Source organism: Acidovorax radicis (genome assembly GCF_020510705.1).
Taxonomy (GTDB): Bacteria; Pseudomonadota; Gammaproteobacteria; order Burkholderiales; family Burkholderiaceae_C; genus Acidovorax; species Acidovorax radicis_A.
Genome location: NZ_CP075184.1, coordinates 2,319,593 through 2,343,283 on the forward strand (window position 1 = coordinate 2,319,593; position 23,691 = coordinate 2,343,283).

A 23,691-nucleotide genomic window follows, 5' to 3' on the forward strand; every position below is an offset into this window, starting at 1 on the left:
CCTTGTGGCAGAGCGGGGACAGATTCGGGCCGTGTCAGAGCTCCTCGACACGCCGCGCGGGGTAGCTGTCCCACGTCTGGCAACCCGGGCATTGCCAGAAGTGCTGGCGGGCCTCAAACCCACAGGCGGCGCAGCGGTAGCGTGTGAGCGGCTTTGCCGCTTGTTCCAGCGCCCGCTGGATTTGCGGGTGAAACTCTTCGTGCTCCAGTTTTTCGGCTGCGAGCCACTTGGTGGCAGCCACCAGCGAAGCTTCCTTGTCCAGATGCTGCACATAACGCTGGCGTGCTGTGCCACGTGTTGCTTCGTTGGCAGACTCGATACCCACCAGGCTTTCAAGTACATCCAGCGACGGTGTCAGCGTGTAGTGCGCCTGCAGCAGCGTCTGCACCTCGGGCACGCGCCCGGTAGCGACGGCGGCCTCTACCATCAGCGGGGCAGCCAGTGGCAGCGCGGCGGGAGTGCGTTCGCCCAGCGTCTTGAGCGTGGTGAGCACTGCCGCAGGTTGCCCCATCAGGCGCTGCAGCCGTGCCATTTCAATGCGCGCACGCGCGGCCTCGGGGGCCGCAGCCACGGCTTGTTCCAGCAGCGCCTGGGCGGCGGGCAGCTCGCCGTGTCCGGTCAGCGCAAGGGCTTGTTCGCACAGGTAGTGCGCCTGGCGGGTGCTGAAGTCGCCCTGGTCGGCATCGTGCATCTTGCGGGCGATGGCTGTTGCATGGGGCCAGTCGCGTGAGCGTTCGTAGATGGCCAGCAGCGCCAGACGGGCCTGCGCCTCGAACGGCGTGCCTTCCAGGCGGTGCAAGGCGTCTTCGGCACGATCGAGAAGGCCGGCCTTGAGGAAGTCGAGTGCCAGCGCGTGCTGGGCGCGCTCGCGGTCGGTGCGGCTCAGATCGCCGCGCGAGAGCAGGTGTTCGTGCACACGCACCGCGCGGTCGTATTCGCCCCGGCGGCGAAAAAGGTTGCCCAATGCAAAGTGCAGCTCGGACGTATCCGGGTCCTTCTGCACGGCCTCGATGAACGCGTCGATGGCCTGGTCCTGTTGCTCGTTGAGCAGGAAGTTCAGCCCCTTGAAGTAAGCCTTGGGGGCGCTGCGGTTTTCGGCACGCAACTGGCGCAGGTCAAACCGTGAAGCGACCCAGCCGAGCACAAACGCCACGGGCAGGCCCAGAAGAATCCAGGTCAGGTCAAATTCCATGAATTGAAGGCAGGTCTGGAGGGGGAGGGGTGACGGCGTTGCTGTCGGCAACGGTGGACGTCTGCGTGGGCAACGGCGTGCTTGCGGGCGCGGAGGCTTGGGCGCGGCGGGCTGCTGTACGGTGGCGCCACCAGCGCGGCACCATGCCGAGCACGCCCACGACCAGGCCGGCTGAAAATGCCGTCAAAACGACCAGCACCAGGGGCGCGCGCCATTGCGTGCCGAAGAAAAAATGCACGGTGGCGTCTTGCTGGTTGTTCAGAGCAAAAGCGAACAGCGTAAAAAAAATGGCTGCCTTAAGCAGCCACAGGAGGTATTTCATCAGGCTCCCCGGTGGTGGGGCGATTCTAAGAGGTGTGCAGGCCCGTGCAGGCTTGTGAGCCGGTAAATCTGCGGCCAATCGGCTGCTGGCGCTTGATTATCAAGCGCTTTTAGCTATCAAATTTGATTCACCTGCCACTATGGATTCGGTGGTGATTTCCATTTCGGCGGTGCGCTTGTCGACTGCTTCACGCAAGGCCTTGCCGGGCTTGAAGTGGGGCACACGTTTTTCCGGAATGGCCACGGCTTCGCCGCTGCGCGGATTGCGGCCCATGCGGGGAGGGCGGTGGTTGACCGAGAAGCTGCCAAAGCCCCGGATCTCGATGCGGTGCCCGCGCACCAGTGCGTCGCCTACGGCGTCCAGAATGGTCTTTACGGCGTATTCGGCATCGCGGTGCGTGAGCTGGCCAAAGCGCGCGGCCAGTTCTTCAACGAGGTCTGAGCGGGTCATGGAGTCTTGGGGCATAGGCGGCTTGCTAAAAGAAGAGCGGGCGCACAAGGCGCCCGCTGTCTGACCGTTTAACGGGTCAGTGCTTTACTTTTCGGAATTGTCCAGCTTGGCGCGCAGCAGGGCGCCCAGGCTGGTCGTGCCGGCACTTTCGCGGCTCGATTGTTGGCTCAGGTTGGCCATGGCGCCTTGTTCGTCGATCATGTCCTTTTGCTTGATCGACAACTGGATGTTGCGGGTCTTGCGATCCACATTGACCACCACAGCAGTGACTTCGTCGCCTTCCTTGAGCACGTTGCGGGCATCTTCCACGCGGTCGCGGGAGATTTCCGAAGCGCGCAGGTAGCCCACGATGTCTTCGCCGAGGTCGATTTCAGCGCCACGGGCGTCCACGGTCTTGACCTTGCCGGTCACCGTCTGGCCCTTGTCGTTCACGGTCACGAAGGTCGTGAATGGGTCGCCATCCAACTGCTTGATGCCCAGCGAGATGCGTTCGCGGTCCACGTCCACAGCCAACACGATGGCTTCGACTTCCTGGCCCTTCTTGTAGTTGCGAACAGCGGCTTCACCGGCTTCGTTCCACGAGAGGTCGGACAGGTGCACCAGGCCGTCGATACCGGCAGCCAGGCCCACGAACACGCCGAAGTCGGTGATCGACTTGATAGGGCCCTTCACGCGGTCGCCGCGCTTGGTTTCCTGGGCGAATTCTTGCCATGGGTTGGCCTTGCACTGCTTCATGCCCAGGCTGATACGGCGCTTGTCTTCGTCGATTTCGAGGACCATGACTTCGACTTCGTCACCCAGCGACACGAGCTTGGCGGGAGCGATGTTCTTGTTGGTCCAGTCCATTTCAGACACGTGCACCAGGCCTTCGATGCCGGGTTCGAGTTCGACGAATGCGCCGTAGTCGGCAATGTTCGTGATCTTGCCGAACAGGCGGGTCGATTGTGGGTAGCGGCGGTTCACGCCCATCCATGGGTCGTCACCCATTTGCTTCAGACCCAGCGAGACACGGTTCTTTTCGGTGTCGAACTTCAGGATCTTGGCCGTGATTTCCTGGCCAGCTGTCACCACTTCGGAAGGGTGACGCACGCGACGCCATGCCATGTCGGTGATGTGCAGCAGGCCGTCGATACCGCCCAGGTCCACGAACGCACCGTATTCGGTGATGTTCTTGACCACGCCTTGAACGATGGAGCCTTCCTTCAGGGTTTCCATCAGCTTGGCGCGCTCTTCGCCCATGGAGGCTTCCACCACAGCGCGGCGGCTCAGCACCACGTTGTTGCGCTTGCGGTCGAGCTTGATGACCTTGAATTCCATGGTCTTGTTCTCGTACGGCGTCAGATCCTTGATCGGACGGGTATCGATCAGCGAACCGGGCAGGAATGCGCGGATGCCGTTGACCAGAACGGTCAGACCGCCCTTGACCTTGCCGCTGGTCGTACCAGTGACGAATTCGCCGGATTCCAGGGCCTTTTCCAGGCTCATCCAGGAAGCCAGACGCTTGGCGGTGTCGCGCGACAGGATGGTGTCGCCGTAGCCGTTTTCGATGGAGCCAATGGCCACCGACACGAAGTCACCCACTTGGACTTCGACTTCGCCCTTGTCGTTCTTGAACTCTTCCAGCGGCACGTAGGCTTCGGATTTGAGGCCGGCGTTCACGACCACGAAGTTGTGCTCAACGCGCACGACTTCAGCGGTGATGACTTCGCCTGGGCGCATTTCCGTGCGCTGCAAGGATTCTTCAAAAAGGGCGGCAAAAGATTCGGACATGTATTTCCTTGCCACAAACAGGATTCCAGGAGCACTATTGCTACTGTTTTTATAGCTGCTTGCGGTAGTTTTTTGCGGCAGAGCCGCGGGTTAGGTTATTGATCCACACAACCTGTGCGCTGGCGCGCGAGAGGGGTTGCGTGGGCCTGTTGCCAGGCCTTTCGGCCTGACCTGGGAGCCTTGCGGCCCCACACTGCTCAGCCTTGCGCAGAGACTGCGAACGGCTGCCGCTCCTGCCACCAGACCAACACTTGTTCGACGGCTTCATCAATCGTCAAGGTGGAGTTGTCCAGGACCAGAGCATCCAGCGCGGGCTTCAAAGGCGCGACGCTGCGGGTACTGTCCCGGGCATCGCGTGCTTCAAGGTCCGCACGGAGGTCTTCGATACTAGCTGAAAAACCCTTTGAAATCAACTGTTTATAACGGCGCTCAGCGCGGCACGTGGCGCTGGCTGTCAAATAGACTTTCAAGGGGGCGTTGGGAAAGATCACGGTGCCCATGTCCCGGCCATCGGCCACTAGGCCGGGCAGCTGCTGAAAGCTGTGTTGCAAGGCGACCAGCGCCGTGCGCACGGTGGGCAAAGCCGACACGCGCGAGGCGTTCATGCCGGCTTCTTCGGTGCGAATGGCCTCGGTGACATCGTCGTTGGCCAGCCACACTCGCCCGTCTTCAAAACGAACGGGCAGTGTCTGGGCCATAGATGCGATGCGTGGCTCGTGGGCAGTGTCGATGGAGAGGCCCGCGCGCAGCGCCGCCAGGGCCGTGATGCGGTAAATCGCACCCGAATCCAGAAACCGGTAGCCCAGCCGCTGCGCCACGGCGGCAGCCACCGTGCCCTTGCCAGAGGCCGTAGGGCCGTCGATGCAGATCACCGGGATGCTGTCGATTGCAACCCGGGACACCGAAAACAGCATCTCGAAGTAATCGGGGAAGGTCTTGGCCACGCACTTGGGATCTTCAATGCGCACGGGCAACCGGGCTGGATTGAAGGCCGCCAGCGAGAAGCACATGGCCACGCGGTGGTCGTCATAGGTGTGGATGCTGGCCGCCTTCCAGTCCCCGGTTTGTGCGGGGGGCGTGATACGAATGAAGTCGGCGCCGTCCTCCACCGTGGCGCCGAGTTTGCGCAGCTCTTTGGCCATGGCGGCGATGCGATCGGTTTCCTTTACCCGCCAGCTGGCAATGTTGCGCAGTGTGGTGGTGCCTTGCGCATACAGCGCCATCACCGCCAGTGTCATGGCGGCATCGGGAACGTGGTTGCAGTCGAGGTCAATGGCCTTGAGGGGCCAGCCCACACCGGGTGCGCCACGTTCTATGTGCAGCCAGTTGGGGCCACCTGTGACCATGGCACCCATGGCGCGTGCGGCCTCTACAAAGCGAATGTCCCCCTGGATCGAGTCCAGGCCTACGCCTTGAATTTTTATGCCTTTTTGGCCGCTAGCGCTTGATGCTATTGCGCCAAGTGCTATGAAATAACTAGCTGAGGACGCGTCGGCCTCGACGTGGATGCTGCCAGGCGACTGGTAACGGCTGCCCGCCGCAATCGTGAACCGTTGCCAGTTGTCGTGCTGGACGACGATGCCAAAACGCGCCAAAAGCGCCAAGGTGATGGCGATGTAGGGCTTGGAAATCAGCTCGCCCACCACCTCGATCACGATGGCCTGCGTGGCAGCCGCCAATGGCAAGGCCATGAGCAGCGCCGTCAGGAACTGGCTGGACACATCGCCTCGCACCTGAATCGGCCGGGCCAATGCCAAGGGCGGAACGCCTTGGGTATGCGCAATCCGCAGGGGGGGGTAGCCGTCATTGCCGAGGTAGTCGATCTGGCAGCCCAATTGACGCAGGGCGGCAACCAGGTCGCCGATGGGGCGCTCGTGCATGCGCGGCACGCCCGCAAGCTCAAACTCGCCGCCGAGCAGCGCCAGCGCTGCCGTGAGTGGCCGCATGGCGGTGCCAGCGTTGCCCAAAAAGAGCTGTGCTGGGGATTGGGGCGAGCGCCCACCCAGCCCGGTGATGTGCACGGTGTTGCCGGTTTCGTCGATGCTGCAGCCGATCTGGCGCAGGGCATCGAGCATGACGCGGGTGTCGTCTGACGCCAGCAGATCGTGCACGATGGTGGTGCCGTGGCTCAGCGCGGCCAGCAGCAACACACGGTTGGAAATGCTCTTGGAGCCTGGAAGGTGGACTTCGCCCGCAGCGGATTGCAAGGGCGGCAGATCGAGGAATTCGGTGGTGTACATCAGTATCTTTCGTCCATTTGCACCAGTGCCCGACGCAACTGGCGCGTCCTAGGCCAGTGCCACCGTGGAGCTGGCTTTGCCAGGCCACTGGTGGCGTCCCCTTGGGGGAAGGCGCCGAAGGCGACTCAGGGGGGGTTACTTCCGCTTTGCGCCCATGCGCCAGTGGGCGCGGGTCTCGCTGGCCAGGGTGAGCATGTCCTCCAGACTCTGCGCCTGGCTTTTTTCCATGGCCTGCTCGATGTTGGCCAATGCCTGGCGAAACAGCTTGGACTGGGCGATGAGTTCTTCCCGGTTGGACAGCAGGATGTCACGCCACATCTTGGGGTCGCTGGCGGCAATGCGCGTGAAGTCCCGGAACCCGGGGCCGGCCAGCGACAGAAATTCGTCGCCGTGTGATTGCCCTGTGATGCTGTTCATCATTGCAAAAGCCAGCACGTGGGGCAGGTGGCTGACAGCCGCGAAGGCGGCGTCGTGGGACTCTGGCGACATGCTGCTCACGCGGCAGCCCAGGGCGTTCCATATCGTTTCGGCCCGTTGCAGCTGAACAGTCAGCGTGCGTTCGGTGGGTGTCAGGATGACCTGGCGCCCACTGTAGAGATCTGCCTCGGCATGTTCCACACCCGAGACCTCGCGCCCCGTGATCGGGTGTGCCGGCACGAATGAGCCCACCTGGTCGCGCAGCGCGCGCTGCGCGGCCTGCACCACGTCTGCCTTGGTTGAGCCCACATCCATGATGAGCATCTGGGGCGTGACCAGATGCTTGATGGCCTTGAGCGTTGCTTCGGTGGCCGCGACGGGCACGGCCACCAGCACCACATCGGCACCCGCGACGGCGAGCAATGCGGACGGTGCCTCGACGTCAATCACACCAAGCTGGCGCGCGCGATCCGTCGTGGAAGGCGACTTGCTGTACCCCACCACGCGTTTGACCAGCCCCGCTTTTTTCATGGCCAGCGCAAACGATCCACCCATGAGCCCGCAGCCAATCAGCCCCAATTGTTCAAACATGGCGATGGCTCCTTACGCAGAAACGGGGTAGGTCCCCAGGACCTTGTAGAACGCGCACAGGCTGCGCAGTTCTTCCAGCGCCCGCGCGACGTGTGGTTGGGCGGGGTGACCATCCAGGTCGATGTAGAAGTAGTACTCCCATTGGCCGGTGCGTGCCGGGCGCGATTCAAAACGAGTCATGGAGACGCCGTTGGTCTTCAGCGGCACGAGCAGGTCATGCACGGCGCCGGGACGGTTGGGCACGGACACCACCAGGCTGGTGCAGTCCTTGCCGCTCGGTGGCGGCGTTTGCAGTGTGTGGGGCAGACAGATGATGGCAAACCGCGTGCGGTTGTAGGCGTCATCCTGAATGGCGTGCGAGACGATGTGCAGGCCAAACTGGGTGGCCGCCCGATCGCTGGACAACGCAGCCCATGCGGGGTTGGTGGTGGCCAGGCGCGCACCTTCCGCGTTGCTGGAGACGGGCCTGCGTTCAGCATGTGGCAAGTGCTTGGACAACCAGGCCTGGCACTGAGCCAGCGCTTGTGGGTGCGCCAACACGACCTCAATGCCTTCTGCAGAATTGCTGGTGCGCAGCAGGTTGTGGCGAACCAGCAGGCTTACCTCGCCCACCACATGCGTGGGAGTGTGCAGAAACAGATCCAGTGAGCGGGTGACCACACCTTCGGTGGAGTTTTCAACGCCCACCACACCGTACTGCGCGCTGCCAGCTGCGGTGGAGTGGAACACTTCGTCGAAATTCGCGCAGTACATCAGGTCGGCTGCGCCACCAAAAAATTCAATCGCCGCCTGTTCACAGAACGTACCTTCGGGGCCGAGAACGGCAACCCGTTGGGGCGATTCGAGCGCCAGACAGGCGGACATGATCTCGCGCCAGATAGCAGCCACATGCGGGCCCTTGAGCGGCCCGGGATTGGCGTGGGTGATCTTGTCGATGACCTGGGCCACGCGGTCGGGGCGAAAGAAAGGGGTGCCTTCGCGTTTTTTGATCTCGCCCACCCGTTCGGCCACCAGAGCACGCTGGTTCAGCAGCGTGAGCAGTTGCTGGTCAATGCTGTCAATCTGCACGCGCAGGCTGGCGAGTTCGGGTGAGGCTTGCGGAGTGTTCATGAGTGGCTGATGTGTCGATGCGGCGCTGGAACGAGTGCAGGCCTGTGTTCCCTGAAGGCTCAGGCGTGTTTCTGCTCAAATTCTCGCATGTAGTCCACCAGCGCCTGCACGCCCGCCAGCGGCATAGCGTTGTAGACACTGGCACGCATGCCCCCCACCGATTTGTGGCCCTTGAGTTGCAGCAACCCGCGCTCCTTGGCGCCTGCCAGGAACGCCTCGTTGCGCGATTCGTCACGCAGGAAGAAGGGAATGTTCATGCGCGACCGTGCATTGACGGCCACCTTGTTCACGTAGAACTGGGACTGGTCAATGGCGCTGTACAACAACTGCGCCTTGGCCATGTTGCGTTGTTCCATTGCGGCCACGCCGCTGGCCGCACCTTCGCGCTGGCGCTTGAGCCATTGAAAGGTCAGGCCTGCCATGTAGATACCCCAGGTGGGGGGCGTGTTGAACATGGACTGGTTCTCGGCCACGATTTTGTAGTCAAAAGCGCTTGGGCAGGCGGGAAGGGCCTGCCCCAACAGGTCTTCGCGCACCACCACCAACGTGAGGCCGGCGGGCCCCAGGTTTTTCTGTGCGCCACCAAAGGCCAGCCCAACGCGTGACCAGTCCACCGGGCGCGACGCCACGTGGGACGAAAAATCAATCACCAGGGGGGCATCGCTGCCCAGCGCCTGCAGGTCGGGCAGTGTGTGGAACTCAATGCCGTGGATGGTTTCGTTGCTGCAAAGGTGCACATAACTGGCGCCGCGGCTCAGCTGCCAGGTAGACGGATCGGGCACGGTGGTGAAGTGGCTGTCTTCGCCAGAAGCCACCACACGCACTTCGGAGGCGTATTTGCGTGCTTCCTTTTGCGATTTCTGGCTCCAGCTGCCGGTGATCACGAAGTCCACCGTGGCGGCGCGCGAGAGGTTCAGCGGCACGATGGCGTTCTCGGCCAGACCGCCACCCTGCATGAACAGGATCTTGAAGTGGGCCGGCACGGCCAGCAGTTCACGCAGGTCAGCCTCCGCGTTCTCGTAGATCGAGATGAATTCCTTGCCGCGGTGGCTCATTTCCATCACACCCATGCCGCTGCCGTGCCAGTCCAGCATTTCTGCAGCGGCTTGTTCCAGGACTTCGGCAGGAATGGCAGCGGGGCCAGCGGAGAAGTTGTACGGGCGATTCATGGGTAAGTGTCAAATAGGCATGTGGCGCTTATTCCACAAGCGCAAGCAGCTATTGTTTTCGTAGCGAATGTGCCCCGTGGAATGGGGCTCCTTCGGCGGGGGCATCAAGCGTCGGTGGGGGGCAGGTCTGGCGCATCGGCGCCAGGTGGGCTGGTGTCGTCAACTTGCGCATCTGTGTCGGGCATGTTGGCGTCGTTTTCGACGATGCGCTGCAGACCGCTGAGCTTGGAACCCTCGTCCAACGCGATCAAGGTGACCCCTTGCGTCGCGCGGCCCAGTTCGCGGATTTCAGCGACCCGTGTGCGCACGAGCACGCCCTTGTCGGTGATGAGCATGATTTCATCGTCGGCATGCACCAGCGTGGCGGCCACGACCTTGCCGTTGCGCTCTGTTTGCTGGATGGCGATCATGCCCTTGGTGCCACGGCCGTGGCGCGTGTATTCGACGATGCTGGTGCGTTTGCCGTAGCCGTTTTCGGTGGCGGTGAGCACGCTCTGGGTTTCGTTCTCGGCCACCAGCATGGCGATCACGCTCTGGCCGTCTTCCAGCATCATGCCGCGCACGCCGCGGGCCTGGCGGCCCAGGGGGCGCACGTCGTTCTCGTCAAAGCGCACGGCCTTGCCGCCGTCGCTGAACAGCATCACATCGTGCTGGCCGTCGGTGAGGGCGGCGCCGATCAGGTAGTCGCCGTCATCCAGGTTGACGGCAATGATGCCGCCCTTGCGCGGGTTGCTGAACTCGTCCAGCGCCGTCTTCTTCACGGTGCCCATGCTGGTGCCCATGAAGACATAGCGGTCGGCCGGGAAGGTGCGCATGTCGCCTGTGAGCGGCAGCACGACATTGATCTTTTCGCCGTCCTGCAGCGGGAACATGTTGACGATGGGGCGGCCGCGCGAACCACGTGATCCCGCAGGCACCTCCCACACCTTGAGCCAGTACAGGCGGCCCCGGTTGGAGAAGCACAGGATGTAGTCGTGCGTGTTGGCGATGAACAGCTGGTCGATCCAGTCGTCTTCTTTGGTCGCCGTGGCCTGTTTGCCGCGTCCGCCGCGTTTTTGCGCGCGGTATTCGGACAGGGGCTGGCTCTTGATGTAGCCGGTGTGGCTGAGCGTCACGACCATGTCGGTCGGAGTGATCAGGTCCTCGGTAGACAGGTCTTGTGCGCTGTATTCGACGATGCTTCGGCGTGCGCCCAGCTTGTGCTGGCCGAACTCCTGCTTGATGGAGGTTAGCTCGTCACCAATGATGGTGGAGACGCGCTCGGGCTTGGCCAGGATGTCCAGCAGGTCTTCGATGACTGCCATGACTTCCTTGTACTCGGCCACGATCTTGTCCTGCTCCAGGCCGGTCAGGCGCTGCAGTCGCATCTGCAGGATTTCCTGGGCTTGCGTTTCCGACAGGCGGTAGAGGCCGTCCTGGCCCATGCCAAGTTCTTTTTCCAGCCCGTCGGGCCGGTAGTCGTCGGCATTGACCACGCCGCCGTCGGCCCGCGTGCGGGTGAGCATCTCGCGCACCAGCTTGCTGTCCCACGGGCGGGCCATCAGCTCGGCCTTGGCCACCGGTGGGGTGGGGGCGTTGCGGATGATGGCGATGAAGTCATCAATGTTGGCCAGGGCCACGGCCAGGCCTTCGAGCACATGGCCACGATCACGCGCCTTGCGCAGCTCGAACACCGTGCGGCGGGTGACCACCTCGCGGCGGTGCTGCAGGAAGACGCTGATCAGGTCGCGCAGGTTGCACAGGCGGGGCTGGCCGTCGATCAGCGCCACCATGTTCATGCCGAACGTGTCCTGCAGTTGCGTCTGCTTGTACAGGTTGTTGAGCACCACCTCGGGCACTTCGCCGCGCTTGAGTTCGATCACCAGGCGCATGCCCGACTTGTCGGACTCGTCCTGGATGTGGCTGATGCCTTCGATCTTCTTCTCATGCACCAGCTCGGCCATGCGCTCTTGCAACGTCTTCTTGTTGACCTGGTAGGGCAACTCGTCAACGATGATCGCCTGGCGCTGGCCTTTGTCGATGTCCTCAAAGTGGCACTTGGCGCGCATGATCACGCGGCCGCGCCCGGTGCGGTATCCGTCCTTGACGCCGTTGATGCCGTAGATGATGCCGGCCGTGGGAAAGTCGGGTGCCGGGATGATCTCCATCAATTCGTCGATGGTGACATCCGGGTTGCGCAGCATGTGCAGGCAGGCGTCCACCACCTCGTTCAGATTGTGGGGTGGAATATTGGTGGCCATGCCCACGGCAATGCCGGATGAGCCGTTGACCAGCAGATTGGGCAACTTGCTGGGCAGCACGATGGGCTCAGTCAAGCTACCGTCGTAATTCGGGCCAAAGTCGACGGTTTCTTTGTCGATGTCGGCCAACATTTCGTGGGCGATCTTGTCCAGGCGGATTTCGGTGTACCGCATGGCTGCGGCGTTGTCGCCATCGACCGAGCCGAAATTGCCCTGGCCATCAATCAACGGATGGCGCAAACTGAATGGCTGCGCCATGCGCACGATCGTGTCGTAGATGGCAGAGTCCCCGTGGGGGTGGTACTTACCCATCGTCTCGCCAACCGCCTGAGCACTCTTTCGGTACTTGCTGTTGTAGTTGTTGCCCATCTCGTGCATGGCATACAACACGCGCCGATGTACCGGCTTCAAGCCGTCTCGCGCGTCGGGCAGAGCCCGCCCCACGATCACACTCATCGCGTAATCAAGGTAACTGCGCCGCATCTCCTCTTCGAGGCTGATCGGCAGGGTTTCTTTGGCAAACTGGGTCATTGGGGACGGCGGTGGCGGCGAAGGAGAACCATTTTAGAGGTAAGACCGTGTAGCGACCACGCAACATATCAAAGCAATTCCGGTTTTGTCCTACGGCCCCCAGGTGGGTGCCCCCGCTTTTGCCCTGTTACGTATGGCACAATCGTTTGAACGCTTTGGGTGATGGTCACTCCAAGCGTCCTGATTCGCAGCGCGGCTGCGGCTTTTTCCCCAAGAGGAGAACCATGAAGAAACTGAACAAAGTGGCGATGTTGTTTGCCTCTGCAGCGCTCGCAACCGCCGCTGGCGCACAAACTGTTGACAACTGGAGAGACGCTTCTGGCCAACTGGTCTGGAAGAACGGCACCAATGAGTACTGCTGGCGCGATTCCAACTGGACGCCTGCAACGGCTGCTCCTGGCTGCGACGGCGCTATCGCTGCTGCGGCTCCAGCTGCTGCAGCACCTGCTGCTGCCCCAGCACCTGCTGCTGCGCCCGCTGCTAAGCCGGCTCCAGCCGTCGCTACCAAGGTGACTTACGCTGCTGACGCATTCTTCGACTTCGACAAGTCGGTGCTCAAGCCAGAAGGCAAAGCCAAGCTGGACGACCTGGTTTCCAAGGTCAAGGGCATCAACCTGGAAGTGATCATTGCTGTGGGTCATACCGACTCCGTGGGCTCTGATGCATACAACCAGAAGCTGTCGGTGCGCCGTTCCGAAGCCGTCAAGGCTTACTTGGTGTCCAAGGGCATCGAAAAGAACCGCGTTTACACCGAAGGCAAGGGCGAAAAGCAACCTGTTGCAGACAACAAGACTGCCGAAGGCCGTGCAAAGAACCGCCGCGTGGAAATCGAAGTGGTTGGCACTCGCGCCGCTCAGTAATCTCTGGATTACTCCTCAAAAAAGCCCCGGTGACGGGGCTTTTTTGCGTTTGGCTTCTTCTGAATTTTGTGTTTCTTGGGGGACAATCAGCTTCATGAGTGACACCGTCAACGCAGATCCGGCCGAATTGGCCAAGTTTTCAGAGCTGGCCCATCGCTGGTGGGATCCCGAGAGCGAATTCCGCCCCTTGCATCAAATCAATCCTTTGCGGCTCGACTGGATCAATGCTTTGTGTCCACTATCTGGAAAGAGGGTGCTGGACGTAGGCTGTGGCGGGGGAATACTGGCGGATTCGATGGCTCATAAAGGTGCAGAGGTGCTGGGCGTGGATCTGGCATCAAAAGCCTTGCGCGTGGCGCAGCTACACGCGCTTGAAACCGGTACGCAGAATATTCAATACAGGGAAGTCAGCGTTGAACGGCTCGCACAAGAGCAGCCGGCCAGTTTTGATGTGGTCACCTGTATGGAGATGCTTGAGCATGTCCCGGACCCGGGTTCTGTGGTTCGCGCCTGCGCGCAATTGGTGAAACCGGGAGGCTGGGTGTTTTTCTCCACCATTAACCGCAATGCCAAGGCGTTCATGTTGGCCGTTGTCGGTGCCGAGTATGTGCTGAACATGTTGCCACGCGGAACACACGAATACGCCAAAATGATTCGCCCTAGCGAGCTGGCTGCCAGTTGCCGTGACGCGGGGCTTGAAGTTCTGCAAACAAAGGGGCTGGAATATAACCCCCTCACGCGACGATATTGGCTCAGCTGGAACACCAGTGTGAACTACCTGTTTGCCACTCAGCGTATTGTGTAAGGCCCGCCCAGTGTTTCACGATATTCGTGCTGTTTTGTTCGATCTGGATGGAACTCTCATTGATAGCGCGCCGGATCTGGGCGCAGCCGCTGACCAAATGCGCACCGATCGCGGGTTGCCCTCTTTGCCAATGGCTCGTTATCGCCCCATGGCCGGTGCGGGTGCTCGCGGTATGTTGGGCGAGGCTTTTGGCATTGGGCCTGAACACCCGGAATTTGCCAGCCTGCGAGAAGAGTTCTTTGAGAACTATGAGTCGCGTATGACCCAACGCACTACAATTTTTGAGGGCATACCTGATCTCATCGACCATATTTTGCAGCGCAATTTGGTGTGGGGTGTCGTCACGAACAAGGCCGCACGTTTCACGGAGCCCCTGACACGAGCCATCAGTCTGTTTGCAACAGCTGGAGCCGTTATCAGCGGAGACACGGCATCCCATCCCAAACCTCATCCGGCGCCGTTGTTGGAGGCGGCCTCGCGCTTGCAATTGCGCCCTGAGCAGTGCATTTATGTGGGAGATGATGAGCGAGATATTGTGGCGGGGCTTGCTGCCAACATGGGAACGGTAGCTGCTGCGTATGGATATTTGGGCGCAAAAGTGGATCCCAAAGCCTGGGGCGCGCACGCCACAATTAAATATCCCAAGGAGCTCTTGCAATTGCTCGCATAAGACTAAAATAGATGTCTTGGGGCTGTCCTGGTTTCGACGTGGGTTCGGAGTCGGTGTGGTGCATGTCGAGCTTGAGTCACGCTCGTAAATCTCGATTTAAAAAACTAACTGCAAACGACGAACGTTTCGCACTCGCTGCTTAATTGCCAGTGAGCCTTGCAACAGTTGGCCGATGGGCTGGGCAAGGGGGTTCTGAGTAATCAGTTCCTCCCGGCTGCAAGGATAATTACATGGGCTGGCCCTGATCCGGGTACCTTGGCTTGGGGTAAGAAAAAAGGGTGCTGGCTGGTGGTGTAGCGTGCGACTGCGCGACAACATTGGCGAGATTTAAATCAGACCGCTAAGCATGTAGATCTGCCCGATAAAGGCTTGCGGACGCGGGTTCAATTCCCGCCAGCTCCACCATCTAAGACACCGCCACACACTGGAAACCCCAGTCTGTGGCGGTTTTTCTTTGTCCGTCGGGGTCTGGTGGTGTCCTGAAAATCGCACCGATTTCGCACGTAAATCGCACCGATCAGATTGATCCCACGATGCGCAATTCAGCCTTGGGCTTTTGGTAGTCCTCGCGGATGAACTTGCCATAGGTGCGAAACACCATTTCTACGTCCTCGTGCCCCAGTTGCTGGGCGACATACCAAGGGTTCTGACCAGCCGTCAGCAGGCTTGATGCGTAGGTGTGCCGTACCTGATACGGGTTGCGGTAGGGCACCTTTGAGCGCTTCATAAGTGGCATCCACAGCGTCTTGCGCACCTGAGCATCTGTTTCCCAAGGCTGCAGGCTGCTTGGGTTGAGCCACACCCTGGGGCCGCGCATCAGACTGATTACTTTCTGTGCTGTCAGGGCTGCCATGGCTTCGGCGTTGAGTTCCAGATCGCGGATGCCGGCTGCCGTTTTTGGCGCCTTGATTACCCCCGCCACCTGGTTGAGTTCAATGCGTGCGATGTGCCGCTCCCAGTCGATGTGGCCCCACTCCAGCGCCTGCAGCTCGCCCGGCCGGAGTCCCGAGTGAAACCAGAACTGCACCATCGGCCGCTCATCCGGCCGGCAGGCTTCAAGGATCGCGCCACGTTCATCGGCCGTGAAAGGCTGAATCACGTAGTCGCTGGCCTTGGCGGTCTGCCTGATGAGCTTGGTCAGAGCGATGCGGTCGAATGGGTTGAAGTCGATCAGCTCATCGTTCAAGGCGTCTTCGAAGATGCTGCGCAAGGGAATCAAAGTATTTCTGATGGTCTTGCTGGTGCAGTCCATCACGCTGATCCATTCGCGCAGGGCGCTGGGGGCCACTTCGCGCACAGTCAGTCCATGCCAGCGGCGCATTCTCTCCCCTGTGATGGCTTTGGCGTACCCTCGATAGGAAGACTTGGCCATCTGGCCGTTCTGCACTTGCTTCTCGTAGGTTTCTAGCTGGCGTTGCAGCAGCACTTCCATAAGCAGGGCGTCCTTGACGTTCGCCTTGGCCCTGGGGCTGTCCGGGAAGTAGTCCGCATAGACAAACGTCCCTTCACCGACCTTGCGGCGCACCTCTTCACGAAGCACGGATGCGCGCTGGATACTCGACTTGTTGATGGGGCAGGGAGGCAGCAGCTCCCGGCATTCCTGGTCGTTCCAGGTGAAAGCCACCTGGATGCGGTCACCGGCAACGAATTGCCGGATCTTCACGCCCGGCGGGGTTGGGGGAGTTGGTCGTTTATCCACTGGTCAGCCGCTTTGATGTTGACGTACAGACGCCTGGCGATGACGGCAACCTGTTGCCCCTCTTTCCAGACGCCGCTCTTTTTGCGCTGTTTCACCGTTTCTTTGGTGATGCCCGTCATGTCCTGGAACTTGCTGGCCAGGACCCATTCGGGCTGCGGCGCGACTGTGCTGCCGTCCTGCTCAGGCTCTGTAACAAAGCGTGAATCGTTATCTGCCTGTTTTTTGGAGCTGTTCATGCTGTGGTTCTCCTATGTTCTCGTTCCAGCCGCTTGGCCAAGCGTTCGACTCGTTCAGCGGGCCACGGGTCATTGCGGTCGTAGCCTTCGAGGGCCCGGCGAGCGTCAATGACATCGCGGGCGTGAGCACGGCAAGCCGCGCGCAGGGTGAACCAGCGCCGGCTGCCGCCGTAGTAGATGCGTGCGATTCCGATCTTCATGGTGTGTTTCCTCCTGGTGCCGGAAGCAGGCCCACCTTGCGCGCCTGCTCCAGTACCGTGCTGCCGGTTGGCAGCAGGATCTGCCCCAGGAATGCGCCCTCAAAGGTGAGAACCCCTGTTTCGATGGCCACCACCTGGCCCTTGATCCAGTCGCGGAGCACGCTGCAGACGCTGATCTCGGCCTGCTTCATCGCTTTGCGCTCGTGGTCCACCCTGGTGCCGCGCATGCGCGTGGTGTAAGGGTGCTCTTTCAGCCAAGCAGCCGCGTAGCCCCGGTAGCTAGCGCGCGCGGTCACATCCATGCCGCGATAGCTGAACTGCACGATCAACTCGCCGGCCTCGGTGTCTGTCATCGTGCCGAATCGGGCGCAGCCAAATTTGGTGAGCACCTTGCGGATCTCGCCCAGTGCAGCGTCGCCGCTGGTGGCGTTCTCATAGGGTAGGGTCATGTTTTCTTTCCTCCCTGCCGCTTTCGCAGCCAGGTGAAGTGCAGCGGATCACCCGCCTGTTGATACAGATCCGACAGCTCCTGCCTTGCTGGGCAGCCCTCCCGGCTTCCCGGGGCTATTCGAGCGGCGCAACTGGTGTGGGGGTTGGCCTTCCGGCACTTGCGCTCCACAAACTCAGGGGGCGCGGCTGGTCAGCAGCACCAGGCGGTCGGTTACGCCCCGGCGCTCGGGGCTAGTGAACTTGTAGTTTTGGCGACCCGCGACTTGCACTCGCGCAACGAGCTCTTAATTCAAGGGACTCTCGCGGATAGACTTTCGCCATATGGAGTGGGCATATGCGGGATTCGAAACTGAGTTGGGTCGAGAGGTTGTTTGTTGCGTGGGCTCTGGTCATCGCCTCGGTAGGGGTGTTGGCCGTCCTGGTTGGCCTTGGGGTGTGGATCAGCGACAACTCCAGCAACGTGGCTAGTTGGGTTCAAGCTGTGGGGGCCATCGTCGCAATTGCCGCCGGTGCTGTCGCGGTGAACTGGCAGGTGCGGACTCAGGCACGTCACGCAGAAGAGCTGCGGCTGGAGCGTGTAAAGGCGGTTGCAAACGCGCTTTTCAATTGCCGCCTTGCGCTCATCGCTTTTTTGCACACCACCCTCGGTTGGAAAGACGCGACTCGCCACCCGCTGCGCGACCGTGGCGCACAAAAAAGTGGAGTCGTGGGTTTGGGTGTGGACCAAGACCAATGCGGGCGACCCATTCGGCCCTTACTACCTGGTGGACGGCAAGCCGCTGATGCCGGATGCCCATTTCAACAACCTCTACACCACGCAGAACGCTGGCAACGGTTACCAAAACTCGGCGCCTGGCCGTGAAGCGGATGGCTCATTTCGCGCAGATCCAGACGGCGACGGCTGGGCCTACCGCCGCGTGCGTGAGTACCGCCTGCCTCGCAAATTCGGAGAGCAGACATTTGCCCGCGCATACCTGATCGACGGCGTGCTGGTGGGGTGTTCGCAGGAGGCGGGTTTCAATCCCGTCGTGGGCGGCAGCACCAAGGACTGGAAGGCAGTGCCCAGCCCGGAGAACTACGAGCCCGCATTCACCTACCTGCCGGGCCTGCTGGAGCTGGGCATTACGGTGACGGCGACCAGCGAGAGCGACCCTTACGCCTTCGATGTGACGTTTGATGTGCTCCAAAGCGAGTTCTACGACGCCACCAGCGAGCGCCCCAAGCGGTACTTTGTGGACGCCGCCTACTACGTGGCCACGCCCCGCACCAAGGAGCAGGACGCGGTGGACGGCCTCGCGGACGATGACCTGGTGGTGGCCGAGGTGGAGGTGTATTTCACACCGGGGCAGGGCGTGACGGACGAGGGGACCGGGTTCCCCACGGATCCTGTGGGCGGCAACACCTGGCGTTACCTGACGGCGGGCGTGCAGTACGCCCAGGGCGGCCGGCATCTTCGCGGGATCGTGGGGCCGCCAGGCTTTGCGAGCGGGCGGCGATACCACGACCACATTGACGAGCCCTACCTGGAAAGCGCGCTGACCGGGCAGTTCCGGGCCGATGGCGTCCATGCGTACTACATGGTGCGCAACCAGCGGACGCAGGCCATGGTGCAGCGCCTGTGCCTGGTGCACAACGAGCGGTGGGAGTTCGACGGCCTGGACGTGCTCACGGAGTTCTTCTACGCGGGCCCGGACACCGACCGCGCATTCGAGCAGGAGAACGGTGAAACCGTGGGCTACCCCGGGCGGGTGTTCATGCCGCTGACCACCAGCACCACATCCCCGCAGTTCGAGATCGGGCTGGCTCGCGCCAAATACCTGAGCGAGAACCACATGCCGGCCACCTTTGTGACGCACATTGACGTGGCCGACCTGCGGTTTTTGAACTTCATCACCCGCACGTATCAGCGCAACAGGGCCACGGCATCCAGCTATGAGCGGCTGGTGGTGGACGATCCCAGCCCGCATCTGGAGTGGAACGCAGCGCGCGCCAGCCGCCGATTCGGCAGCCAGGTGTATCCCAACCACCATCTGCGCATCCGAGGCCAGGCGGTGCGCTCCATCCTGTACCAGCCTGACATTCCAGAGTTTGGGCCAGACCCTGCAGTGACCATGGCCACGCCAGCGGATGCAGTGCGCCTGCCAAGCATCCCACGCGGTGAGGCGCCCTGCGGCAATGAGGGCGCCGCCCTGGCCATGCAGCAGGAATTCGCAGCTCGCTTCATCACCCCCAGTCTGCTGCCGGGCAACAGTATCCCTGCCCACCCGGGCGGGCACTGGGCCGCATGCATCAACCGCACACAGGGCGAAATTCGTTTCGATGGCCCCGAAGAAATCCCCACAGCTACCGGCGAGCTGATCTCCCCCCTGTCGGGTTCGACAGAGGGTGCCCTGAACTGGTTTGATGCCATCCATGTCCACGGCAAGCAGGACACCACGCACAAAGCGGTGTTCAACGCAGCCTTTGGGCAGGACCGCGACTACAGCTATTGGGGCGACCCCGACGGCGTTGACGATGAAGAAGAGTTCGGCGGCTTCATGTCTGGCGCGCTCTGGGTAAAAAACTGAATCACAGCAAAGGGAATCATCATGACCTACAAAACCTCTTCTGGCCTGCGCAACTACATGCAGGTCACTGGTAGCGCGCGTGCTGCGCTGGCAGGCGGCAAGATCCGCATCTTCAGCGGCCCAGAGCCCGTAAGCGCCGATGCGGCCGAGACTGGCACACTGCTGTGCGTCATAGACAAAGACGGTGCGGGCGCTGGCTTCACGCTGGACACCACTGCTGTCGATGGCATCGTGTCCAAGGTAGTTTCGGACGTGCTCAAGGGCACCATTATCGCCACGGGCATCGCTGGCTACTACCGCTATGTGGGGGCAGCCGACACCGGTGTCGTGTCTACCACTGAGCCTCGCGTGCAAGGGCGCGTCAGCAAATCCGGAGCAGAAATGAACCTCGGCAGCACGGCGTTCGAGTCTGGCATCGAGCAGCCCCTGTACGAATTCAGCATCAACCTGCCTACGTTCTAAGCCATGGCGACGCTCGCTGGGTACGCCTATTTCAGCCGGGCGGAGAACTACAGCTACATCCCGTCAGGCAATGTGTACGGGGCGCCGTGGGATGCGCCGTTGCGCGCGTATGCGATCTATGACGACGGCGCCGTTACGTTCCTTGGCGCGGGCACGTACTCAGCATCTCAGGCGGATTCCACTGGGCAGCGGTTTGGCTATTACCCAGCCAACGAGATCACGGATGCCAACCCGGACATCGCTGCTTTGTACGCGATCACCCCTGGTGATATCCGGTTTGTCCAGCCGCTGGATGGGACGGTGCGTGCATTCGACGTGCGAATCATCGACGGAGACGGCCTGCTCTATCCGGGGAGTTTCGATCTGTCCGCTTTGGCGCCTGGTGCTGTGGTCAGCGGGACAAATTACATTGCGGTTGCTGTATGGCAAGCGCCCGAGCTATCTGACCCGAGGGTGATCGTTGCTGTCGCCGTGGCGGCGGACCCGTCGTATTGGTCTGGGATTACGACGATCAGCGACAGCGACCGGTTCTCGGTTGCGATCTCTGCATTCACCAGCCCTGAGCCACCAACTACTCCTGCTTTCTGGACGAGTTTGTCTGGCACAAAGGAAATCCCGTGACCAACACCCTCAAAAAAGTCACGAATGTAGTGGTGCTGCCCGAGCGTGCGGCTTCGGCAGCAATCCCCTACATGCCCGCGCGCCCGGCGTACACGGCAACAGAGACAAAGCAGTTCTGCCGCCTCGTCACAAGGACAACTGGGGGAACGGCCCCGTCACTGACCAAAGTGGTCACCATTGTGGACGGCAAGGCGGTGGTGACCTTTGTGCAGATCCCGGGCTCTCCAGGCGTCACGACAACAACCCGCGTATGCGAGGACGTACAGGTTTCAGTTTTCTACCCTGCGCGCCCGGAACAAAAGGCTCAGGAAGCCGTGACCTACCGCCCACGCACCGTGGTGCAGGAATTTGGCATCGGGTGGAATGCAGGGGCCAGGTCCATCGCCGAGCTGTCGGGCAACGGCGCCGCGACTTTCTTGGTTCCGAGCGCCAGCGGCGCAGTGGTGGGCTTCAATGATGTGGATGAAGACTCTGGCTATCTGAGCATCGAGCACGGGCTCTATTTCCAGAATGAGACGTTCCGGGTGATCGAGCTTGGAGTGCTGAAAGGGTCAGATGCAACGTTCCTAAAGACCGACACGTTCAAGATTGAGCGTGTGGGCGACCAGGTGCGCTACTACCAAAACGATGCACTGATTTACACCAGCCTGGAGCCCAGCACGCGCCCTGTGTTCCTTGACGTGTCGTTGTATTCGGGCGGTGACATCGTTGACGCACCGACTCTCATCGGGACCACGGGCGGTTATTCCAATGCCTCCATGCGGCCCATGAGCGGCTTCGCCTCGGAAACATCTGGGTGGAGCTTTTCGCACGCCTCTATGGCGCAGATGACTGGTGCAGCCAGCGATTTGTGGCCTCGGTCCAACGCGGTCATGCGCCCGATGACTGGGATGGCCACTGACAAGAAGTATGGTGAGTCACACGCCTCCATGCGGCCCATGAGCGGCAGTGCATCGGCGGGCATGCTCGCCCCAACATATGCAGTGAGCGCCGCCCAGATGATGCCGATGTACGGCGCCGCCTATGGGCCAGAAGTGCGGTACGGCACGTCCAACGCTGTGATGCGGCCCATGACAGGCATGGCTGTTGACAAGAAATATGGCGAGTCACACGCCGAGATGGCCCCGATGCAGGGCTACGCCTCCGACCAGCCGCCCGCGATCATGGGCATCCTGGGCGGGGAGATCAGCCACTTTGCGATTGTCACCCTGGCTACAGCACCCCTTGTTGGCCTGCTGTCTGGCAGCTTCACAGGATCTGCGAGCACCAGCATCCTGCAGACTGAGCCCATCATCGGCGTGCTGGGCGGCGGCTTCACCCCTTACGCTGAAATCACGCTGACCACCGCGGATATGCGTGGCATCCTGGGCGGCAGCCTGAGCGCGCTGGCGGATGTGGTGCTGCAGACTGAAGCCATGCACCTGGTGCTGGGCGGCGAACTGGGGGCGCTCTCGCGCTTGATGGAGGTGTTCGCAATGAACATCACCAGTGGCAAGGTGGGCGGCACCACGCAGTACGAGAACTACCCGTTCAACAGTGTCGCCAAGATCGGCGGTCGCTACTACGGCGCGACCGACGAAGGCCTGTTCTTGCTGGAGGGCGAGGACGACGCTGGCGATCCCATCGTGTCGGTGTTTGGCCTGGGCCAGATGAATTTCGGCAATCCGCAGGTCAAGACCGTGACCCACTGCTACCTGGGCGCGGCGGCCGGCGCGATGCGGCTGGAGGTGGATGCGCTGGTGCGCGGCGTGCCGGCCAGATATTCCTACCAAGCCCGGGTGTATGGAAGCACCATGCGCGAAATGCGCTTCGACCTGGGCAAGGGCATGCAGAGCACCTACCTGACGCCCACTTTCTACAACGACAGCGGCACGCCCTTTGAGGTGGATGCCGTGCGCTTTCTCATTGCCGAATCGGCCCGGAGGATCGGAACATGACCGATATTGTGACCATTCCCAGCGGGGTGACAGGTCCAGCCCTGCAGACCACGCAGATCATCAACGCCAAGTGGAACAACGCCCAGGAGTGGTTCGAGCGGGCGTTTGCGTTTGGCGACGGTATCAAGGGCGATGTTGGCACCGCCGCGCAGATCCCGCTGCCTTCCCTGAGCACAGCGCTGGAGCAGATCGCGCCCCCGGATGGCCTGCAGTTTGACGACCCGAACAGTGCGTTCGCCTTCTTTGACGAGAAAAATGCAGAGCTTTCTGCCCTGGTGGAAGACGCTTTCAACAAGATGGTGGGCATTGCCTTCCCCGACATGACCCTGCTTGCAGACGCCATGCGTTGGTGCAAGCGGGCGATCAATGAGGGCGGCACGGGTATCAATCCGGCGGTGGAAACGGCGCTCTGGGAGCGCGGGCGTGCGCGCGTCCTGAAACAGGCCGCCCGGGATACCGCCGGCGTGACCGAGAAGTACGCCCGCGCGGGCTGGCCGCTGCCGCCCGGCGCCATGCTGAACGACATTGCCATGATCCGCCAGGACAGCCGGGACAAGCTGGCCGAGCAGAGCCGGGACATTGCCATCAAGAGCTTCGACACCGAGGTGGAGAACGTTCGCTTTGCCATCACCACGGCGGGCAACCTGTTCACGCAGGCGCTGCAGGCGGTGAGCGACTATGTGCGCACGGTAATGCTCGCGCCCCAGACCGCCGCGCAGCTGGCCACCTCACTGAGCGGGCTCAAGAACGACGCGGCGCGCACGCTGGTGTCGCTTTACCAGGCCGAGAGCGCTGCCCTGGAGCCATTTCTGCGGCTGGAAATCACCGATGCGGAGCTGAAAGAGCGGGCCAACGAGGCCAATCTGCGCGCCAAGATGGAAACGGCCAAGCTGCGGGCAGATGCCTCGGTGGCCAATTTGAAGATGCTTGGTGATTCCGTCGGAGCAAGCCTGAACGCTATCGGCGTCAATGTTGGAAACACCATTTCTTCCAACGTGTCGCTGTAACCACCACCCCTGTCGGGTTTGTTCGATAGGCAGGGCACCGCAAGAATCAAAAAAACGCGACTCAAAGGATGCGCCATGTACGGCTTCCAACCAAAATCCGCACGGAACAAGACCGTGCCCCAGCTCGCTGATGGCGGATCTGTAC

The 23,691-nt window shown here is 61.4% G+C and carries 21 protein-coding genes and 1 other RNA gene; 9 read left to right on the forward strand and 13 right to left on the reverse strand.

The window, feature by feature from the left end:
• Window positions 1-34: 34 nt before the first annotated feature.
• The 9 genes from lapB to gyrA all read right to left on the reverse strand — a co-directional run bounded on the left by lapB (window position 35) and on the right by gyrA (window position 12,032).
• Window positions 35-1,192, reverse strand: coding sequence for a lipopolysaccharide assembly protein LapB (gene lapB / locus KI609_RS10660; RefSeq protein ID WP_226449818.1), 1,158 nt, complete (start codon window positions 1,190-1,192; stop codon window positions 35-37).
• A complete protein-coding gene (locus KI609_RS10665) occupies window positions 1,182-1,514 on the reverse strand; it encodes a lipopolysaccharide assembly LapA domain-containing protein (protein ID WP_226449820.1) in 333 nt (110 codons plus the stop codon). Before KI609_RS10665 ends, lapB begins: the two co-directional genes overlap by 11 nt.
• A gap of 99 nt (window positions 1,515-1,613) precedes the next feature.
• Window positions 1,614-1,964 (reverse strand): integration host factor subunit beta, encoded by a 351-nt coding sequence (locus KI609_RS10670; protein WP_226449822.1) that lies wholly within the window; start codon window positions 1,962-1,964, stop codon window positions 1,614-1,616.
• 84 nt (window positions 1,965-2,048) lie between these two features.
• Entirely contained in the window at window positions 2,049-3,749 is a 1,701-nt protein-coding gene (gene rpsA / locus KI609_RS10675) for a 30S ribosomal protein S1 (RefSeq protein WP_264181381.1), read from the reverse strand.
• A gap of 182 nt (window positions 3,750-3,931) precedes the next feature.
• Window positions 3,932-5,974 carry a bifunctional 3-phosphoshikimate 1-carboxyvinyltransferase/cytidylate kinase gene (locus KI609_RS10680; RefSeq protein WP_226449827.1) on the reverse strand — a complete coding sequence of 681 codons (2,043 nt, stop codon included), beginning with the start codon at window positions 5,972-5,974 and terminating at the stop codon, window positions 3,932-3,934.
• Between the two features lie 135 nt (window positions 5,975-6,109).
• Window positions 6,110-6,982: a prephenate dehydrogenase gene (locus KI609_RS10685; RefSeq protein WP_226449829.1), complete on the reverse strand. Its 873-nt coding sequence runs from the start codon at window positions 6,980-6,982 to the stop codon at window positions 6,110-6,112.
• A gap of 12 nt (window positions 6,983-6,994) precedes the next feature.
• Complete coding sequence (gene pheA / locus KI609_RS10690) at window positions 6,995-8,092, reverse strand: prephenate dehydratase (protein WP_226449832.1); 1,098 nt, start codon at window positions 8,090-8,092, stop codon at window positions 6,995-6,997.
• A gap of 59 nt (window positions 8,093-8,151) precedes the next feature.
• Window positions 8,152-9,261 carry a 3-phosphoserine/phosphohydroxythreonine transaminase gene (gene serC, locus KI609_RS10695; protein ID WP_226449834.1) on the reverse strand — a complete coding sequence of 370 codons (1,110 nt, stop codon included), beginning with the start codon at window positions 9,259-9,261 and terminating at the stop codon, window positions 8,152-8,154.
• 104 nt (window positions 9,262-9,365) lie between these two features.
• Window positions 9,366-12,032 (reverse strand): DNA gyrase subunit A, encoded by a 2,667-nt coding sequence (gene gyrA / locus KI609_RS10700; protein ID WP_226449836.1) that lies wholly within the window; start codon window positions 12,030-12,032, stop codon window positions 9,366-9,368.
• A 224-nt stretch (window positions 12,033-12,256) separates the two neighbouring features.
• Between gyrA and ompA the strand changes: the two genes are divergently transcribed.
• From ompA to ssrA, 4 genes are all read left to right on the forward strand, one after another.
• Window positions 12,257-12,892, forward strand: a complete 636-nt coding sequence (ompA, locus tag KI609_RS10705; RefSeq protein ID WP_319003140.1) for an outer membrane protein OmpA — start codon at window positions 12,257-12,259, stop codon at window positions 12,890-12,892.
• A 94-nt stretch (window positions 12,893-12,986) separates the two neighbouring features.
• Complete coding sequence (gene ubiG / locus KI609_RS10710; protein WP_226450325.1) at window positions 12,987-13,697, forward strand: bifunctional 2-polyprenyl-6-hydroxyphenol methylase/3-demethylubiquinol 3-O-methyltransferase UbiG; 711 nt, start codon at window positions 12,987-12,989, stop codon at window positions 13,695-13,697.
• A 10-nt stretch (window positions 13,698-13,707) separates the two neighbouring features.
• Entirely contained in the window at window positions 13,708-14,367 is a 660-nt protein-coding gene (locus KI609_RS10715) for an HAD family hydrolase (protein ID WP_226449838.1), read from the forward strand.
• 18 nt (window positions 14,368-14,385) lie between these two features.
• Window positions 14,386-14,772, forward strand: a transfer-messenger RNA (tmRNA) gene (ssrA, locus tag KI609_RS10720).
• Window positions 14,773-14,884: 112 nt separating this feature from the next.
• Here the strand turns inward: ssrA and KI609_RS10725 are convergent.
• From KI609_RS10725 to KI609_RS10740, 4 genes are read right to left on the reverse strand one after another with little or no spacing between them, the layout of a single operon-like run.
• Window positions 14,885-16,030: a site-specific integrase gene (locus KI609_RS10725; protein ID WP_264181382.1), complete on the reverse strand. Its 1,146-nt coding sequence runs from the start codon at window positions 16,028-16,030 to the stop codon at window positions 14,885-14,887.
• On the reverse strand, window positions 16,027-16,302 hold the full coding sequence (locus tag KI609_RS10730) for an excisionase (RefSeq protein ID WP_226449843.1): 276 nt from the start codon (window positions 16,300-16,302) through the stop codon (window positions 16,027-16,029). Before KI609_RS10730 ends, KI609_RS10725 begins: the two co-directional genes overlap by 4 nt.
• Window positions 16,299-16,502 carry a hypothetical protein gene (locus KI609_RS10735; protein WP_226449845.1) on the reverse strand — a complete coding sequence of 68 codons (204 nt, stop codon included), beginning with the start codon at window positions 16,500-16,502 and terminating at the stop codon, window positions 16,299-16,301. Before KI609_RS10735 ends, KI609_RS10730 begins: the two co-directional genes overlap by 4 nt.
• Window positions 16,499-16,951 carry a hypothetical protein gene (locus tag KI609_RS10740; protein ID WP_226449847.1) on the reverse strand — a complete coding sequence of 151 codons (453 nt, stop codon included), beginning with the start codon at window positions 16,949-16,951 and terminating at the stop codon, window positions 16,499-16,501. The genes KI609_RS10735 and KI609_RS10740 overlap by 4 nt, the downstream gene beginning before the upstream one ends.
• A 684-nt stretch (window positions 16,952-17,635) precedes the next feature.
• Between KI609_RS10740 and KI609_RS10745 the strand changes: the two genes are divergently transcribed.
• From KI609_RS10745 to KI609_RS10765, 5 genes are read left to right on the forward strand one after another with little or no spacing between them, the layout of a single operon-like run.
• Entirely contained in the window at window positions 17,636-19,519 is a 1,884-nt protein-coding gene (locus tag KI609_RS10745; RefSeq protein WP_226449849.1) for a hypothetical protein, read from the forward strand.
• A 21-nt stretch (window positions 19,520-19,540) separates the two neighbouring features.
• Window positions 19,541-19,981, forward strand: coding sequence for a hypothetical protein (locus KI609_RS10750; protein WP_226449851.1), 441 nt, complete (start codon window positions 19,541-19,543; stop codon window positions 19,979-19,981).
• Window positions 19,982-19,984: 3 nt separating this feature from the next.
• Window positions 19,985-20,602 (forward strand): hypothetical protein, encoded by a 618-nt coding sequence (locus KI609_RS10755; protein WP_226449853.1) that lies wholly within the window; start codon window positions 19,985-19,987, stop codon window positions 20,600-20,602.
• Window positions 20,599-22,539: a hypothetical protein gene (locus KI609_RS10760; RefSeq protein WP_226449855.1), complete on the forward strand. Its 1,941-nt coding sequence runs from the start codon at window positions 20,599-20,601 to the stop codon at window positions 22,537-22,539. Before KI609_RS10755 ends, KI609_RS10760 begins: the two co-directional genes overlap by 4 nt.
• Window positions 22,536-23,546, forward strand: coding sequence for a hypothetical protein (locus KI609_RS10765; RefSeq protein WP_226449857.1), 1,011 nt, complete (start codon window positions 22,536-22,538; stop codon window positions 23,544-23,546). The genes KI609_RS10760 and KI609_RS10765 overlap by 4 nt, the downstream gene beginning before the upstream one ends.
• Window positions 23,547-23,691 lie beyond the last annotated feature (145 nt).

Coding starts and splice junctions, on each gene's coding strand:
- lapB (WP_226449818.1), bottom strand. CDS start 1,192: ATGGAATTTGACCTGACCTGGATTCTTCTGGGCCTGCCCGTGGCGTTT.
- KI609_RS10665 (WP_226449820.1), bottom strand. CDS start 1,514: ATGAAATACCTCCTGTGGCTGCTTAAGGCAGCCATTTTTTTTACGCTG.
- KI609_RS10670 (WP_226449822.1), bottom strand. CDS start 1,964: ATGACCCGCTCAGACCTCGTTGAAGAACTGGCCGCGCGCTTTGGCCAG.
- KI609_RS10680 (WP_226449827.1), bottom strand. CDS start 5,974: ATGTACACCACCGAATTCCTCGATCTGCCGCCCTTGCAATCCGCTGCG.
- KI609_RS10685 (WP_226449829.1), bottom strand. CDS start 6,982: ATGTTTGAACAATTGGGGCTGATTGGCTGCGGGCTCATGGGTGGATCG.
- pheA (WP_226449832.1), bottom strand. CDS start 8,092: ATGAACACTCCGCAAGCCTCACCCGAACTCGCCAGCCTGCGCGTGCAG.
- serC (WP_226449834.1), bottom strand. CDS start 9,261: ATGAATCGCCCGTACAACTTCTCCGCTGGCCCCGCTGCCATTCCTGCC.
- gyrA (WP_226449836.1), bottom strand. CDS start 12,032: ATGACCCAGTTTGCCAAAGAAACCCTGCCGATCAGCCTCGAAGAGGAG.
- ompA (WP_319003140.1), top strand. CDS start 12,257: ATGAAGAAACTGAACAAAGTGGCGATGTTGTTTGCCTCTGCAGCGCTC.
- ubiG (WP_226450325.1), top strand. CDS start 12,987: ATGAGTGACACCGTCAACGCAGATCCGGCCGAATTGGCCAAGTTTTCA.
- KI609_RS10730 (WP_226449843.1), bottom strand. CDS start 16,302: ATGAACAGCTCCAAAAAACAGGCAGATAACGATTCACGCTTTGTTACA.
- KI609_RS10735 (WP_226449845.1), bottom strand. CDS start 16,502: ATGAAGATCGGAATCGCACGCATCTACTACGGCGGCAGCCGGCGCTGG.
- KI609_RS10740 (WP_226449847.1), bottom strand. CDS start 16,951: ATGACCCTACCCTATGAGAACGCCACCAGCGGCGACGCTGCACTGGGC.
- KI609_RS10750 (WP_226449851.1), top strand. CDS start 19,541: ATGACCTACAAAACCTCTTCTGGCCTGCGCAACTACATGCAGGTCACT.
- KI609_RS10755 (WP_226449853.1), top strand. CDS start 19,985: ATGGCGACGCTCGCTGGGTACGCCTATTTCAGCCGGGCGGAGAACTAC.
- KI609_RS10765 (WP_226449857.1), top strand. CDS start 22,536: ATGACCGATATTGTGACCATTCCCAGCGGGGTGACAGGTCCAGCCCTG.